The organism is Flagellimonas amphidinii (genome assembly GCF_013090115.1).
GTDB classification, from domain to species: Bacteria; Bacteroidota; Bacteroidia; order Flavobacteriales; family Flavobacteriaceae; genus Flagellimonas; species Flagellimonas amphidinii.
Genome location: NZ_JABFNN010000026.1, coordinates 1 through 16,081 on the forward strand (window position 1 = coordinate 1; position 16,081 = coordinate 16,081).

Below are 16,081 nucleotides of genomic sequence, written 5' to 3' on the forward strand. Positions count from 1 at the left end.
GGTGGTTATGGTTAGGTTTGTTAATATTTTAACATAACTACCAAAATGGCGGATAAAGACACTTTTGTTAAATTTTCAGAATTTCTTAAACTTAAAAGATATAGTCCAAGTACTATCAATACATACACCAGTCTTATCCATAGATTTCAGCGTTTTGTAGGTGAAACACCTTTAGAAAAGTTGGATCACCATGTCATTGTTTCAAAAGTTTTGGATTTTATTAAAAAGCAGAGGTATGGAACTTCGGCGCACAAACAACTTTTAGGAGCCTTAAGAGTGTTCTATAATGAGTTTAACAGCATTAAAATTGACTTTACAACAATATACCCCACTAGAAAACAAAAATTCTTGCCAGAAATCTTGTCCAAGGAGGAGGTGGAAAGAATGCTGCGGGTTACTACAAACCTAAAACACAAAACAATACTGCTGTGCATTTATGGGCTTGGACTCAGAAGAAGCGAACTAATACAGCTAAAGTTATCGGACATAGATGGACAACGTATGATGGTTCACATCAAAAATGCAAAAGGACAAAAGGATCGTGTGGTACCATTGTCCCCAAAATTATTGGCGCATTTGCGCAACTACTACCGGGCCTATAAACCAAACCACTATCTTTTTTACGGTGCCAAAAAACAAAAATATTCAGAAACCAGCCTAAGAAGTATATTTAGAAAAGCATGTAGGGAGGCTAATATCAAAAAGCATGTAACCCCACACAGCCTTAGGCACGCCTATGCAACACATTTAATGGACTCAGGTGTAAGCATAAGAATAATCCAAGAACTTTTGGGGCACAATAGTTTAAAGACCACAATGAAATATACCCGCGTGACCACAAAATCCATGCGAAACATAAAAACCCCTGTGGATTTTTTGAATATTGCTATATGAATTACCGATGGATGGTCTGCAACCTATCCGGTCCCACAGATACAATTTTAATGGGAACGTTCAATTGCTCTTCCAAAAACGCAATATAGTCGTTCAAAGCAGGTGGGAGCTCCTCGGCAGATGTCATTTTTGTCAAATCCTTGGCCCAACCCTTCATTTCGGTATAAATAGGAGTTACATTATCGCTTTCAATGTTATAAGGTAAATGTTGAATTTCCTTTCCGTTATATTGGTAGGCCGTACAGACCTTAATGGTCTTAAAGCCACTCAATACATCTGCCTTCATCATCATAAGCTCCGTTACTCCGTTGATTTGTACCGCATATTTTAGCGCTACCAAATCCAACCAACCGCAGCGTCTGGGTCTCCCAGTAGTGGCACCAAATTCATTGCCAACACGTCCCATGGTTTCCCCATCCTTGTCAAAAAGTTCCGTAGGGAAAGGTCCACTGCCCACTCTGGTGGTATATGCCTTAAAAATGCCCAATACCCTGCCAATTTTGCCAGGTGCTACACCTAACCCAGTGCAGGCCCCTGCGGCAGTGGTGTTGCTGGAGGTAACAAAGGGATAGGTTCCAAAGTCGATATCCAACAGAGAACCTTGAGCTCCCTCTGCCAAGATTTTCTTGCCTTCGGCTTGTGCTTGAAACATGAATTCCTCACTATCAATAAAAGTGAGTTTTTTTAGGGTTTCCACTCCCTCATAAAACTCTTCTTCCAACTCTGCCAAATCGTATTCAATATCCACATTGTAATAGTCGATCATGGCTTCGTGCTTATTGGCCAGAGCACGGTATTTTTCCTTCCAGTTATCAAATTCCAAATCACCCACACGCATGCCGTTTCTTCCGGTCTTGTCCATGTAAGTGGGCCCTATACCCTTTAGGGTAGAACCAATTTTGGCTTTCCCCTTGGCAGTTTCCGATGCGGCATCCAGTAATCTATGGGTAGGTAGGATTAAATGGGTCTTACGGGAAATCAATAACTTGGAAATAATATCTATGTTGAATTTTTCCAGATTATCCAATTCCTTTTTGAAAATTACGGGGTCTATGACCACGCCATTGCCCACTATGTTCAGGGCATTTTCATGGAATATTCCCGAAGGGATGGTGTGCAATACATGTTTTATGCCATCAAATTCCAAGGTGTGCCCAGCGTTGGGGCCTCCTTGAAAACGGGCTATAATATCATAATCTTTGGTAAGTACATCAACAATCTTTCCTTTTCCTTCGTCTCCCCATTGGAGTCCGAGCAATAAATCTACCATAGAGGTGAAAGGGTTATTCAGTTAGGTTTTCTTCTTTGTTTCGAGTGCCATAGAAATACAGCGAGTGGTTGTTGATCTTGATGTCAAAAACCTCTTCTATGGTCTTTTTGATGGATTGTATGCGGGGATCGCAGAATTCAACCACTTCTCCAGTATCAGTTAGGATGACATGGTCGTGCTGACGATCAAAATAGGATTTCTCGTATTGTGCCTGATTTTTGCCAAACTGGTGTTTGCGCACCAATTTGCACTCGAGCAATAATTCAATGGTATTGTACAGTGTGGCGCGGCTTACCCTATAATTTTTGGTCTTCATTTTAATATAGAGCGATTCTACATCAAAATGATCGTCACTTTCATAGATTTCCTGTAAAATAGCGTAGCGTTCAGGTGTTTTTCGGTGTCCTTTTTCCTCCAAAAAGGCTGTGAACACATTTTTTACAATTTCTTGGTTTTTATTGTTCCCCATGACTTTACGAGCTGTCCTAATGTACAAAGGTACAGCTAAAAATTAAATTCTGGACACTTTATCGATCCCCTCGACTTGCTTCAAATTGTGCATCAATTTTTTAAGGATGCTGTTATTTTTAACAATCAAGGTGATTTTTCCAGTAAATGTACCCCCATCTGCACTAAAATTGAGACTACGCATGTTTACGTGCATGTTGTCCGATATGATATTGGTAATTTCATTCACCAAGCCCAAATTGTCAATTCCTGTAATTTGAATGTCCACAGAAAATTCTTCTTGAGAGGAATCAATCCATTTGGCACTCATGATTCGGTAGGCGTAATTGGACTGCAACGAAATAGCATTGGGGCAGTTCTTTTTGTGCACTTTTATGCCATCGCTCACGCTTAAAAAACCAAATACATCATCTCCTGGTATGGGATTACAGCATTGAGACAATTTATAGTTGAGTTTTTCTTCTTCCTTGCCAAATACAAGCATATCGTATTTGGAGGTAATTTCCTCCTTGTCAATATCCTGAGAGGTTGGGGTTCTTCTAATTCTGTTTTTGAAGAAATTGAGGAATGCATTGTTGTAGGAAGAGGCAAAGTCCTTGATTTTTTCATTATCGATAACCCCTATTCCAACACGATAGAAGAGATCCAAACTTGTTTTTAGTTTGAAAAAACTTACCAATTTATTGACCGTGTCCTCGTTTAGGTTGATTTTTTGTGATTTCAACTTTCTGCGAAGAATCTCCTTGCCATCCTCAGCAATGCTCTTTTTCTCTTCCCGAAGAGAAGATTTGATTTTGGAACGCGCCCTTGCCGTATTGGCATAGTCTAACCAGCTTTGGTTTGGTTTTGCGGTATCGGAGGTAATGATTTCCACTTGATCGCCACTGTGTAGCTTGGATCCAAGAGGCACAAGTTTACCATTCACCCGAGCACCACGGGTTTTCATGCCTATTTCAGTGTGAATGTGAAAAGCAAAATCCAAAGGAGTGGAACCCTTGGGCATGGATTTTAAATCTCCTTTAGGGGTAAAGACAAATATTTCCTTGGAATAGAGGTTAAGTTTGAATTCCTCTACAAAGTCCACCGCATTGCCATTGGCACTTTCCAAAGCCTCTTGTAATCGGTTCAACCATTCCTCAATACCCTGTTCTTTTTGGTCTCCGTGTTTGTATTTAAAGTGTGCGGCATACCCTTTTTCTGCAATTTCGTGCATTCGCTCACTACGAATCTGTACTTCTACCCATTTTCCTTTGGGCCCCATTACAGTTATGTGCAATGCTTCATACCCGGTAGATTTAGGTGAGGTGATCCAATCCCTAAGTCGGATGGGGTTGGGAGTGAAATGATCCGTTACAATGGAGTAAATTTTCCAAGCCAGGAACTTTTCATTTTTCCGGTCTGATTTGTAGATGATCCGTATGGCAAATTTGTCATAAACTTCATCAAAGGATACATTTTGAGCCTTCATTTTCCTTCGGATGGAAAAAATGGACTTCGTTCGTCCCTTGATCTCATAATTGAGCCCTTCCTTGTCCAGTGAATTACGGATCACATTCGAAAAGTCTTCGATATAAGCAAAATTTGCTTCTTCGGTATCCTCAATTTTGGCCTGAATATCATTGTAAACCTCTGGTTCGGTATATTTTAAACTCAAATCTTCCAGATGGGTCTTGATATTGTACAGACCGATGCGGTGCGCCAGTGGTGCATAAATATAAAGGGTTTCCGAAGCGATTTTTACCTGTTTATGCTCTGGCATGGAGTCCATGGTGAGCATGTTGTGGTACCTATCCGCAATTTTGATGATGATTACCCGTACATCATCATGCAAGGTCAACAGCATTTTTCTAAAATTCTCTGCTTGTTGACTAATGTCTTTATCTTTTTTAAGATGGGCTATTTTGGTGAGTCCATCCACTATTCTAGCCACCGTTTCCCCAAACATGCGCTCAATATCGCCCAAAGTATAGGGCGTGTCCTCAACAACATCATGGAGTAGGGCAGAAGCAATGGATACAGCATCCAAACCAATTTTGGAAGCCACAATTTTTGCTACGGCAATGGGGTGGAAGATATAGGCTTCTCCAGACTTTCGGCGTTGATCTTTATGCGCATCAACAGCTACATCAAAGGCAGAGCGAATCAATTTCTTGTCCTCATCAGACAGTGTTTGATAGCTAATGCGAAGCAATTCTTTGTACTGCTTTGCAATCTCTTTGTTCTCTTTTTCAATGGCAGCCTCCGTCATAGTATATTAAAGTTAGCACAATCTTTATAGGTAGACAACAAAAATTATGCCTTTAAGTTCCTGATTCTCTCCACTAAAGGTGGGTGGGAGTAGTGCACAAAAACATAGGCTGGGTGTGGTGTAAGGTTGCTCAAACTGTTTTTGGACAATTTTTTGAGCGATGTGACCAAGGGTTTGGCTGCAAAAGTATTTTTGGCGTAGTCATCCGCTTGGAATTCAAATTTTCTGGATAAATAGTTCATGATCAGTCCTGTTACCTCAGAAATTGGACTGTACAACAAAGCAAAACCAATTAAGCCAGCATGAAAACTGGGTTTGGATACTCCAATGGCCAAAGAAATCTCCGGATTGTTGATGAAAACGGAAAGAATGTATAAGGTAAGTCCAGTCAAAGCCAAAGTGAAAAACAAGTTGAAAATGATATGTTTTCGTTTATAATGCCCTACCTCATGCGCTAAAACAGCAACAATTTCTTCTTCGTTAAGATCATTGATGAGAGTGTCAAAAAGTGTAATTCGTTTTTCTTTGCCAAATCCAGAAAAATAGGCGTTGGCCTTTGTGGAACGTTTGGAGCCATCGATCACAAAAATATTTTTGAGCTCAAACCCCACATTCTCAGCATAGTTCTCAATGGAATTTTTTAAACTTCCATCCTGTAAAGGGGTTTGTTTGTTGAACAGGGGAACTATCAGTCTGCTGTAAAACAAATTCATGAATAAAATGAATGCCCCGATTAAAATCCAAGCATATATCCAAAAATTTGGACCAGTCCATTGATAAAAAAACATAAAAAGTGACAATATGCCACCTCCTAAAATGACGGATAGAATTCCTCCTTTTATTTTATCTAAAAAGAAAAGTTGCCTGGTGGTTTTATTGAAACCGTATTTTTCTTCAATGATGAAGGTTTGGTAGTATGAAAAAGGAAGCCCGATCAATGTGCTTCCCAACATGATAAATCCAAAGAAAATCAAGGTCATTGGAATCATATCTTCAGTCAGCGATCGAGTTAGGGTATCCAACCATTCAAATCCACCGAAAAAAAGAAATGCTAGCGTGAACAACAACGAAAAACCATCGGAAAACAAACTGAATTGATAGTTCTCCATTTTGTATTGTTGCGATTTTTGGTATTCCTCATCATCAAATACATCGTTCAATTCAGCGGGAACCTGCGATTTAAATCGGCTGGCGTTCAAATAGTCCAATAATTGATGGAGCAAATATTGGACCACCAAAATGGCTATGATAACATAGAACAAAGTAGTTTTTTCCATAGGCTAAAATCCGCGTTGCCGCTTCGCTTCAAATATAAGTATTGCCGCTGAGACGGATACGTTCATGGAGTCAATTTCTCCTTGCATGGGAATAATGATGTTCTGATCGGAATTTTTCAACCATTCTTCGGATAATCCCGTTGCTTCCGTACCAACAACGATGGCAGTGGCTGCTTTGAAATTGCAATTCACATAGTTTTCCGATGCAGTTAGTGCAGCGCAGAAAATTTGGACTTTCTGTTGTTTTAGAAATTGGATAATTTCCTCAGTTGTACCTGTTCCTATACTGTTGGTGAAAACACAACCCACACTAGACCTAACTATGTTGGGATTGTATAGGTCGGCCTTAGGATTGGCAATTAAAACAGCATCTACCGCTGCTGCATCTGCAGTTCTTAACAAGGCACCAATATTACCTGGTTTTTCCGGCGCTTCGGCGACCAAGATCAAAGGATGGTCAGCACTAAATTGAATTTGGTCAAGATTATGCGATTTGCACTCCGCAATAGCTAAAACCCCTTCTGTAGTTTCCCGGTAGGCTAATTTTTCGTAGACTTGTTTTGAAATTTCAATGTGCGCAGTATTTTGATTTTCAATACTTGAAATTGACTTTCCTATAATTTCTGGACAGTAGAGCAGGGTTTCAATACGATATCCACCCTTTTGGGCCAGTTCAATTTCACGCGCTCCCTCTACCACGAACAAACCAGTTTTTTTGCGTTCTCTGGATTTCTCCTTTAGAAGCATTATTTTTTTGACCAAAGGATTTTGGACACTGCTTATTTTTTTAACATCGCTCACGGTCTAAAAATACGTATTCTTGTAATCCTGTCACCGATAATCCGACAGAGGATGAAATTTATCCATATGAAAAACTTAGTAATCATTATTTTAGTCTTTGCCATTGCATCCTGTAAACCTAAAGTTGTAAAAGAACAGGAAAGTGATGCGGTTGTAGCTGTTGAAAGTACTATTGAAAACAATTTTCCAAAAGCTTTGAACCTTATTTTTGAAGCTCACGGAGGTTTAGCTGATTGGAAGGAGCTACATACCTTGGTCTATAGCCTCCCCAAGAAGGATTTTGCCGAAACACATACAATAGATCTTCGTTCCAGAAAGGATAGGATAGATACAGATAATTTTTCCATGGGATTTGATGGAGAAGGAGTTTGGCTTTTAGATATTGATGAAAATTATAAAGGGGACGCAGGCTTTTATCATAATTTGATGTTCTATTTCTATGCAATGCCTTTTGTATTGGCAGATGATGGGATTTTGTACCATACTGTAGAAGATTTAGTGTTCGAAGGGAAAAGTTACCCAGGAATCGGGATTTCCTATAAATCTGGCGTAGGAGTATCTTCTAAGGATGAATACTTTATTTATTATGACCCTGAAACACACCAAATGGCATGGTTGGGATACACCGTTACCTATCGCAGCGGTGAAAAATCAAATACAGTCAAATGGATTCGTTATGATGATTGGCAGAAAATAGGCAGTCTTACATTGCCCAAATCCATTACATGGTACAATTTCGAGGGTGCCACAATTTTAGAACCGCGCAGTACGGTGACATTTGAAAACGTAACGTTGAAAAATACAGCTTTGGAAGATGGATTTTATGCCAAACCTCCGTCAGCTGAATATGTGGATGTAAAGACCAATTAAAATAAAAAGGGCGTTCCAAAGAACGCCCTTTTTTATTTTGAAATTATTTCCCTTCGCTTTCGTATTTGCCCATATATCGTTTCCAAAGTTTCGTTTGATGTGTCTCCAAAGAAACGTCCCTTCCATCAATATAAGCTTTTAAAAGTTGGTTGGTACGCATATCCAAGGCATCTCCTTCAGAAATGAAGAGTGTTGCGCTTTTACCAACTTCCAAGGTACCATAATCAGCATCAATACCTAAAATTTTAGCCGTATTGCCCGTCAAAAGCTGCAGCGCTTTTTCTTTATCCAGCCCTTGTGCTACAACTTGGCCGGCATAAAAGGGTAAATTCCGGGTTTGAAAATTGGAAGCAGATGCATTTTGCAATCCAACTAAAAGTCCGGCATCTACTAAAAGTTTGGGTAATTTATAGGTATGGTCATAGTCATCATCATCAAAAGAGGGCAAACTATGTGTGAAATTTACAAGAACAGGAATGTTGTTTTGTTTCAAAAAACCTGCAATTTTATGTGCTTGGTATCCTCCGACCAAAACAATATTTTTTGCCCCTGATTTTTTAATTGCAGCAACTGCGTCCATAATTTCTTTTTCACCATCAGCATAAATGTAGAGATGTTGCGAACCATCAAAAACGCCCTTCATAGCCGCATAGGCCAAATTAGATTCTTTAGGACTGTCCTTTGCATAAGCATTGGCATTGTCCATAAAAGAGATTACTGCTTCTACTTGTTTTTGGTAATCTTTATTGGGGATAAAACCATTGGGTTCCCCAATCCACCACCTACCTCTTCTAAAAAGGGTTGGCCAATGCAAATGAATGCCATCATTTTCTTTCACAACAGCATCTTCCCAGTTCCAAGCATCAAACTGTACTATGGACGATGTGCCGGATATTCTACCACCTTGCGGAGTGGTTTGACCAAGCAGTACGCCATTGGGACGCATACTTTCCACTACTTTGGATTCTGAGTTGTAAGCGATAATACTGCGCACATGTGGAATCATATCGCCAATCTCATCCTGATCGTTACTGGCCCTTACTGCATTTACTTCTATGAGTCCCAAGGATTTTCCTGGCGCAATAAAACCGGGATACACATGTTTTCCTTGCGCATTGATGGATGTTCCGACCGTGGTCGCCATTAAATCCGGACCAATTGCCGTAATTTTTCCATCATTAAAAACGATGGTGCAATTTTCTATGACTTCTCCATTTCCAATATGGGCCGTTGCACCAAAAATAGCTACTTGCTCAGTTTGGGGCGGTGCCGGGGTCTGTTGAGCACTCATTGAAACCCCAAAAACTATGGCTATGCTTATAATTATTTTTTTCATGGTCTTTAAATTATAGGGTTTCACATTCAAATCTTTCTTTCTTGTTTTGTTGGGGAGTTTGTGTCTTTTTTCCGCTCTTTTTCTCATGGAGCATCATGCCAATTAACTGGTTGCGCTCTTTTTTGACAGCTTCGCGAAGCTTTTTGTCCTTTTCCAGATCAAAATACACAGCACCTTCAATCAATGTTTTTTCAGCTTTGGCATAAACAGATAAAGGGTGGTTGTTCCAGAGTACCACGTCGGCATCCTTGCCTACTTCAATACTTCCTACTTTATCATCAATATGTAACAGTTTTGCTGGATTGAGAGTAACGGTCTTCCAAGCTTCAATCTCTGACATACCACCATATTTTACTGTTTTGCCAGCTTCTTGGTTCAATCTTCTAGACATTTCGGCATCATCACTATTGATGGCAACGGTTACTCCTTGACTTGCCATGATAGCGGCATTGTATGGTATGGCATCGTTCACTTCGTATTTATAAGCCCACCAATCACTGAATGTGGAACCGCCCACACCGTGTTCGGCCATTTTATCGGCTACTTTATAACCCTCCAAAATATGGGTGAAGGTGTTTACCCTAAAGTTGAATTTTTCGGCAACTTTCATCAACATGTTGATTTCACTCTGCACATAAGAATGGCAACTGATGAATCGTTCTCCATTTAAAATTTCGGCCAAGACCTCCATTTCTTCATCATAACGATATGGTTGTCCACTCTTCTTTTGGGCATCGTATTCCTTGGCCCGTTGGAAATAATCAATAAACACCTGTTCCACACCCATACGGGTTTGTGGGAATCTGGAAAAGCTTTGCCAGTTGGACTGTTTTACATTTTCCCCAAGTGCAAACTTTATGAATTTAGGGGCCTCGGAGAAAATCAACCCATCTGTATTTTCGCCCCATTTCAATCTAAGAATAGCGGAGCGACCACCAATTGGATTGGCAGAGCCATGTAGCAATTGAATGGTGGTGACACCCCCAGCAAGGTTTCTGTAAATATCCATGTCCTTTGGGTCGATGACATCTTTCATTTTTACTTCCGCGGAAGAATTGTGTCCGGCTTCGTTGATGCTGAGTGCCGCAATATGGGAATGTTCGTCAATAATGCCTGCTGTTAGATGCTTTCCAGTGGCATCGATTACCTTGGCATTTCCAGCATTTAAACCATTGCCGATTTTAGAAATTTTTCCGTTTTTCACCAATACATCGGTATTTTCTAAAACACTTTCTCCTGTCCAAACGGTCGCATTTTTGAAGAGCATGTTTTCCTGTTTGGGTTTAGATGCATATCCATAACCCACATTAGGGTAACTGATGGCTACGGTTGTTGGCGCTTCATCAGTATTGTCCGATTTGGATTTTTCTTTAAAAGGAGCAGTCTTGATTAAAGTTGCATTGGTTTCATTCCCGTTGGGGAAGATCACTTTTGAGGCTATATTTTCTTGCGCTGAGCTAATTTGTCCCACCAATCGATAAGCGCCACCTTCATTATCTGAGAAGCTGATGTTCAACCAATCTTCACCATAATTGATTTTAGCATCTAGTTTTAGGGTATCCTTTTTTACTTCAACCTTTGGTTGATTGACTTTTCCATGAATAATAACCGAATATTTTTTACTATTGAGGCTCAACGCGTAATCCCCACGGATATCCTTCTGGTCTTTGGATTGGATTACATTTTTTGTCCCTTGAACCCAGTTTTCGTATAGCGTGGTTCCTTTTTCAAAAATATCTCCAGAAGCAATTAAAAAATTGGCCTGTTTTCCCGGTTGTAGTGTTCCTAGTTGGTTGGACTTGCCCAAAATATCGGCTGGTACCATGGTGAGGGCTTCCAATGCTTTTGTTTTGGATAATCCATAGGTGATGGCTTTTAAAAGGTTGGATTTAAAATCTGCTGGGTTTTTCAAATCGTACAAGGTCAAGGAAAATACAACACCATTATCTTGCAAGGCCTTGGGATTGGAAGGAGCCAAATTCCAGTGCCTCATATCCTTAAGGGAAACATAATGCGCTTCATAAGGATTGGAAACGTCATACGCATCGGGGAAATTAATAGGGACGATTAATTTAGCATTGGTCGCCTTAATGTCATCTATACGCTCATATTCATCCCCTCCAGCCATAATGGTGTACTGCACTCCAAATTGATCACCAATTTTATCAGCTCTTACTACATGACCATTGCCTCCGGCGGCAAAAATCTGTGTAAGTTCTTTGTTATTGATCAGGGCTTCTAAGGACAAATCCTTGGTGTCCACATTTCCTTTGCTGTACCAATCCATATCATAATACAATTGTCGCATCAATGCTGTAGCCCCCATAATTGAGGTAGGGTAGGATTGTCTTTTTGCAATACTTTTGGTGAAAGAAAAATACTGGCCAGATGTATCATCAAGAATTCTCTTGGCTTCACTGCCAGTGTCATTGAGAGCGACCAAAACCCCCGAGCCTCTTGCTATACCATCATGAATATGGGAGTTGACTACTCCAAAGCCAATTTTTCTAAGTTGTTTTGCCTTTTTATCATCATAGGTAAAACTTGAAATAGCCTTGTTTTCGGGCATAATATGGTCGTTCCAATAATAGCCTTCACGTGATGGTCCATATTGTGCAGATCTTCCAGCCCCATCTGCTTTTTTAGGCTTTTTTACCCCAAAATCAGAGAAGATATCGATAAAGGAAGGGTAAATATATTTTCCTTCCAGGTTCTCAATAATAGTATTTTTGGGGATGTTGATGTTGTTTCCGACCTGTACCACTTTTCCCTTTTGAATAAGAAGGGTTCCATTTGGAATGGTTTGGGTTGGGGAAACATAAATTGTGGCATTGGTGAATGCCCTGTAGTTGTTGTTCTCTGATTTGACACCATCATTTGTTGGGAAATAATCTTGTGCAAATAGAGAAACACTGCCCCAAAACAAGGACAGCGCCATGAGTTTCATTTTCATATTGTTTCAATTGAATTAGTCACTCTAAAGGTAACCGATGCGTGCTTATTGCACAAGTTCCAGTTGGGACAACTTTTTCTTTTGGTAGCTGATCATTAATCCAACTACGGAATGATAACTTTTTATGCCTTCTTTTTGGTTGTTCGCCTTTAAAAAAGTGTTGAATACAGCCTTGAACATAGGTTCCAAAGGGTTTTCATAATTTTCCCAAAATTCCCGTAATTCTTGAAAGTTCTTTTTTACACCTGGATGTAACAAAGCAATCAGCTCTTTCGATTTATCTTCATCTTTTCTTGCCAAATCAGAAAGGCAATACCCTAATGCATGGTGATAGGCAGCATACTTAAAATAAGGGTCTTTGTGCTGGATGGTGACCAAAAAGCCGATAAAGTTCGCTGCATCTTCTGCAGCATAGCCCAATTGATGCACTGCTTCATGACCACTTACGGTAGGTAATCGAAAAAGAGGGGTAACTCCGTTCACCTGTGCTTCGTTGGTAAAAGGATTTATATAACCACCGTAACCCATGTATGTCAGTGGAATGCTAAAAATGGAAGCTTTTAAACTGGGATTTTTGTATTCAAAATAGGGATAGGTTTGCATTAAAGTGGCATACCCTTCTTCTGTTTTTTTGAATATTTCTTTTCTAGAATAGGGAATCTTGACCGGGGTTATGGTATCCCCAGTGATTGCTTTTTGATACTTATTTGTTCTTTCAACCAGATAACGGGTATAGTCTTCCAATTCTTCCAGCGTGTATTCTTTTTCAACACCCATTTTCCACGTGATGGGTTGCCGATAATAATTCAAGCCCCATAGAAAATGAAAAGCGAAGAAAGCAATGGACAAGACTACGGCAACATCTTTTAGAAAATATGACGGTTTTTTTCTGATGTTTTTCCAATTCTTATACAGATATCTAATGGCCAAAACAACAAGAGCAGTATACAAAAGATCTCCGAAAGAGAATGGAATCCATCCAAAAAGAGCTCGTAAAACCTTCGCGATAATCGGATAAATACCATTACTATAATATTGTTCCACTACATCTGGATAGTATGCCAACCATTTTACCAGGATTATTTGTGCGGGCAATGCTATTGCCAAAATCGTCTTGAATTTTTGTCCCATCAGAAATCAGTCATAAGTTTTGGGTAGAAAAAAAGCCGTACGGAAAAGTACGGCTTTTTTAAGTTTAATGGGTGTTCATTATTCTTGAATTCCAGTGATTTCAACATCAAAAATCAAATCTGAATTTGAAGGTATGGGACCTCTTCCTTGAGCGCCCAATCCTAAGTGCGAAGGCATAAAAAGTCTAACCTTATCTCCAACTTTCATAGTTAAAAGGCCTTCTCTAAAACCGGCAAAAAGGGCAGCTTCGGGACTGTAATCCATTGGGAAGGGCTGGTAACCACCTTGATCTCTTCTACCAGGATTCAATTGATTGAATTGTGCCGCCACTTCTTCGATATTACTATCGAACAAGGTGCCGTCTGGTAACCATCCTGCATAATTGACCAATACTTTTTGGCCTACATTTGGTTGGTCACCGTTGCCTTCTACTAAAGAATAAATGCGCAATCCTGATGGAGTTTCTTCAGCTTCTTCTTTTTGTTGTGCAAATTCTGCGACCAAATTCTCAATCATTTTTTTGTGCGCAGCTTCAGCCGCTTCCTCTTCAGCAAAATAAGCGGTCATGATTTTGACGGCATCAAACTTTTTGGCGTCTTTACCATTTCTCACGATTTCCACCGTTTTCATGACTACATCAACCTTTGGTTTGTCCCCAGGTAGCGTTTCCACATTGGCAATGGAATCCACTATCGCCATGCCGCTTACCACTTCGCCAAAAACAGTGTGTCTGCCATTGAGCCATGGTGTTTCCTTATGGGTGATAAAAAATTGACTTCCATTGGTTTTAGGGCCTGAGTTGGCCATGGATAGAATTCCTTTTTTACTATGGGAAAGTGAATCGTTGAACTCATCCTTGAATTTGTAACCAGGATTTCCTCTTCCGGTACCGGTGGGGTCTCCACCTTGAATCATAAAATCTTTTATAATACGGTGAAAAATGATGCCGTCGTAATATTTTTTGCCCTTCAGGCTATCGGTAACAAAAGGGTTGTCACCTTCGGCCAAAGAAACAAAGTTGGCCACTGTAACCGGGGTTTTTTCATATTCCAATTTAACAACAATATCACCTTGGGAGGTTTGTATGTCTGCAAAAATGCCATCGCCAAGGTCAGCGTATTTACTGGATTTACAGCCAATAAAGGCTATGGAAAATAAAGCGATGACTACAAGAGATCGTTTCATGGTATTATGGATTTAGATTTAGACTGTCTATGTTAATAATGATTGTATGTAATTCTACGGACGATTTTAATGGCGTCTTTGGGCCAATAGCATTTCCATCGCCATGATAGCCATAAGCTTGGAGCGAAGGAAACAAAAAGGTTGCTTTTTCATTGATCTTAAGAAGCTTCACAGCGCTCTGAAGTCCAGGGAATAGCTGTTCTTTATCCACTACATAGGATGTGGGACCCGTGTCTTTGGCGGAATAAATGGTATCTCCACCCAACGTCATCAAATTATAGGAAAATAAGATTTGATCATTGGTTTTTGGTAGATAAGTTGCTGTGTCATTTTGAAATTCTAAATAGTACCAAAATCCATTTGGACTTGCCATATAGTTGTGAAGCGTGTCTTTTGAGATGATATTTTGAATGATTTTTTCCTCTTCAGCTATCAAAACTTTGTTACGTTCCACAGACTCTTTAAAAAAACTGCCGGATTTCACTTCAATAGGTCTTCTGGGCTCAGGACCACCACACCGTGCTAATAGCAGACCCAGTATAAGTATTGGAATAAATCTCATGGATTTAGCTGGCTTTTATAAGTTTTCAAAATGGCATTGAATCGGTCCAGTGTGGCTTGCATGCTTTCCTCACTTCGTCCACCTGCAGCATTATCATGTCCGCCTCCATTAAAATGTTTTCTTGCGAATTGATTCACAGAAAAATCTCCAACGGAACGGAATGATATTTTAATGATACTTTCATCCCGATTTTCAATAAAAATAACTGCAAAAATAATTCCTTCCAGGGTTAATCCGTAGTTTACAAAGCCTTCTGTATCTCCTTTTTTGAAATCGTTGTCATCCAATTCTTTTTGGGACAATGTGATATATGCCGTTCTGTACTCAGATAAAATTACCATATTGCTGAGAGCCACTCCCAAAAGATGCAGTCTGGACGGAGAGTTGGTGTCAAAAACCTGACGGTGGATTTCCATATTGTTGGCACCCTTGTTTATAAGGTCGGCAACCACCATATGGGTTTTACTTGAAGTGGACTTGTATTTAAAGGAGCCGGTGTCTGTCATTATTCCCGTATACAAACAAGTGGCCATGTCTTTGGTGATACTTTCTTTGCGACCTAAAGCTTCAATAAAATTGTAGACCATTTCACAAGTAGAGCTCATGCTTACATCAGAATAAGTGACTTTGGCATAATCACTAGGTTGTTGATGATGGTCTATCATGATGAAATCCGCTTCTTTTTCTTCAAGAATGGGTTCTAATTGCCCAGTTCTGGAAAAATCATTAAAATCCAGAGTGAAGATGACCGTTGCTTCCTTTAAACACTTTTGGGCTTCTTGATTTTCCTTTTCAAAATTGAGGACTTCCTCATTTTTTGGTAACCATTTCAGGAATTTGGGATAATCGTTCGGAGAGACCACAGCAACAGATTGTCCCATGTTCTTGAGAAAAGAATATAGTCCCAAACAGGAACCAATGGCATCACCATCAGGATTTTTATGTGGGATGATTACAATTTGTTGGGGTTGGGAAAGAATGGACTTGACTGTCGCGATATCCTCTAAATTCATGCGGTCAAAGATACAATAATATAATGTAGAGGTAACTTGCAAAATTCTATTTTTGTTAGTATTAAACTGCATG

At 39.8% G+C, this 16,081-nt stretch carries 13 protein-coding genes; 2 read left to right on the plus strand and 11 right to left on the minus strand.

The annotated features are described in order from the left end of the window. Positions 1 to 45: 45 nt before the first annotated feature. Positions 46 to 894 carry a tyrosine-type recombinase/integrase gene (locus tag HJC33_RS04235; protein ID WP_171657559.1) on the plus strand — a complete coding sequence of 283 codons (849 nt, stop codon included), beginning with the start codon at positions 46 to 48 and terminating at the stop codon, positions 892 to 894. A 1-nt stretch (position 895) separates the two neighbouring features. On the opposite strand, the gene HJC33_RS04240 is transcribed toward HJC33_RS04235, so the two are convergent. The 5 genes from HJC33_RS04240 to HJC33_RS04260 are packed head-to-tail and all read right to left on the minus strand — an operon-like array spanning position 896 to position 6,904. Then, a complete protein-coding gene (locus HJC33_RS04240) occupies positions 896 to 2,164 on the minus strand; it encodes an adenylosuccinate synthase (RefSeq protein ID WP_171657560.1) in 1,269 nt (422 codons plus the stop codon). 13 nt (positions 2,165 to 2,177) lie between these two features. Beyond that, on the minus strand, positions 2,178 to 2,633 hold the full coding sequence (locus tag HJC33_RS04245) for a Fur family transcriptional regulator (protein ID WP_072877505.1): 456 nt from the start codon (positions 2,631 to 2,633) through the stop codon (positions 2,178 to 2,180). Positions 2,634 to 2,675: 42 nt separating this feature from the next. After that, entirely contained in the window at positions 2,676 to 4,880 is a 2,205-nt protein-coding gene (locus tag HJC33_RS04250) for a RelA/SpoT family protein (RefSeq protein ID WP_171657561.1), read from the minus strand. A 44-nt stretch (positions 4,881 to 4,924) separates the two neighbouring features. Then, complete coding sequence (locus tag HJC33_RS04255) at positions 4,925 to 6,157, minus strand: M48 family metallopeptidase (protein ID WP_171657562.1); 1,233 nt, start codon at positions 6,155 to 6,157, stop codon at positions 4,925 to 4,927. Between the two features lie 3 nt (positions 6,158 to 6,160). Next, positions 6,161 to 6,904, minus strand: a complete 744-nt coding sequence (locus HJC33_RS04260) for a TrmH family RNA methyltransferase (RefSeq protein ID WP_171657634.1) — start codon at positions 6,902 to 6,904, stop codon at positions 6,161 to 6,163. 120 nt (positions 6,905 to 7,024) lie between these two features. On the opposite strand from HJC33_RS04260, the gene HJC33_RS04265 reads away from it, so the two are divergent. After that, entirely contained in the window at positions 7,025 to 7,828 is an 804-nt protein-coding gene (locus HJC33_RS04265) for a DUF6503 family protein (protein WP_171657563.1), read from the plus strand. A gap of 43 nt (positions 7,829 to 7,871) precedes the next feature. Here HJC33_RS04265 and HJC33_RS04270 read toward each other — a convergent pair whose 3' ends face one another. The 6 genes from HJC33_RS04270 to HJC33_RS04295 all read right to left on the minus strand — a co-directional run bounded on the left by HJC33_RS04270 (position 7,872) and on the right by HJC33_RS04295 (position 16,008). Continuing rightward, a complete protein-coding gene (locus HJC33_RS04270) occupies positions 7,872 to 9,164 on the minus strand; it encodes an amidohydrolase family protein (RefSeq protein WP_171657564.1) in 1,293 nt (430 codons plus the stop codon). Positions 9,165 to 9,174: 10 nt separating this feature from the next. Next, complete coding sequence (locus HJC33_RS04275) at positions 9,175 to 12,117, minus strand: amidohydrolase family protein (protein WP_171657565.1); 2,943 nt, start codon at positions 12,115 to 12,117, stop codon at positions 9,175 to 9,177. A 45-nt stretch (positions 12,118 to 12,162) separates the two neighbouring features. After that, positions 12,163 to 13,248 carry a DUF3810 domain-containing protein gene (locus HJC33_RS04280; protein ID WP_171657566.1) on the minus strand — a complete coding sequence of 362 codons (1,086 nt, stop codon included), beginning with the start codon at positions 13,246 to 13,248 and terminating at the stop codon, positions 12,163 to 12,165. Positions 13,249 to 13,326: 78 nt separating this feature from the next. After that, positions 13,327 to 14,433: a peptidylprolyl isomerase gene (locus tag HJC33_RS04285; RefSeq protein WP_171657567.1), complete on the minus strand. Its 1,107-nt coding sequence runs from the start codon at positions 14,431 to 14,433 to the stop codon at positions 13,327 to 13,329. Positions 14,434 to 14,437: 4 nt separating this feature from the next. Then, positions 14,438 to 14,995, minus strand: coding sequence for a gliding motility-associated peptidyl-prolyl isomerase GldI (gldI, locus tag HJC33_RS04290; RefSeq protein ID WP_171657568.1), 558 nt, complete (start codon positions 14,993 to 14,995; stop codon positions 14,438 to 14,440). Further along, positions 14,992 to 16,008 carry a DHH family phosphoesterase gene (locus HJC33_RS04295; protein ID WP_171657569.1) on the minus strand — a complete coding sequence of 339 codons (1,017 nt, stop codon included), beginning with the start codon at positions 16,006 to 16,008 and terminating at the stop codon, positions 14,992 to 14,994. Before HJC33_RS04295 ends, gldI begins: the two co-directional genes overlap by 4 nt. Between the last annotated feature and the right edge of the window lie 73 nt (positions 16,009 to 16,081).

Bases quoted from the DNA above. Each gene is read 5' to 3' on its own strand.
- HJC33_RS04235 (WP_171657559.1), top strand. From the start codon at position 46: ATGGCGGATAAAGACACTTTTGTTAAATTTTCAGAATTTCTTAAACTT.
- HJC33_RS04240 (WP_171657560.1), bottom strand. From the start codon at position 2,164: ATGGTAGATTTATTGCTCGGACTCCAATGGGGAGACGAAGGAAAAGGA.
- HJC33_RS04245 (WP_072877505.1), bottom strand. From the start codon at position 2,633: ATGGGGAACAATAAAAACCAAGAAATTGTAAAAAATGTGTTCACAGCC.
- HJC33_RS04250 (WP_171657561.1), bottom strand. From the start codon at position 4,880: ATGACGGAGGCTGCCATTGAAAAAGAGAACAAAGAGATTGCAAAGCAG.
- HJC33_RS04255 (WP_171657562.1), bottom strand. From the start codon at position 6,157: ATGGAAAAAACTACTTTGTTCTATGTTATCATAGCCATTTTGGTGGTC.
- HJC33_RS04260 (WP_171657634.1), bottom strand. From the start codon at position 6,904: ATGCTTCTAAAGGAGAAATCCAGAGAACGCAAAAAAACTGGTTTGTTC.
- HJC33_RS04265 (WP_171657563.1), top strand. From the start codon at position 7,025: ATGAAAAACTTAGTAATCATTATTTTAGTCTTTGCCATTGCATCCTGT.
- HJC33_RS04270 (WP_171657564.1), bottom strand. From the start codon at position 9,164: ATGAAAAAAATAATTATAAGCATAGCCATAGTTTTTGGGGTTTCAATG.
- HJC33_RS04275 (WP_171657565.1), bottom strand. From the start codon at position 12,117: ATGAAAATGAAACTCATGGCGCTGTCCTTGTTTTGGGGCAGTGTTTCT.
- HJC33_RS04280 (WP_171657566.1), bottom strand. From the start codon at position 13,248: ATGGGACAAAAATTCAAGACGATTTTGGCAATAGCATTGCCCGCACAA.
- HJC33_RS04285 (WP_171657567.1), bottom strand. From the start codon at position 14,433: ATGAAACGATCTCTTGTAGTCATCGCTTTATTTTCCATAGCCTTTATT.
- gldI (WP_171657568.1), bottom strand. From the start codon at position 14,995: ATGAGATTTATTCCAATACTTATACTGGGTCTGCTATTAGCACGGTGT.
- HJC33_RS04295 (WP_171657569.1), bottom strand. From the start codon at position 16,008: ATGAATTTAGAGGATATCGCGACAGTCAAGTCCATTCTTTCCCAACCC.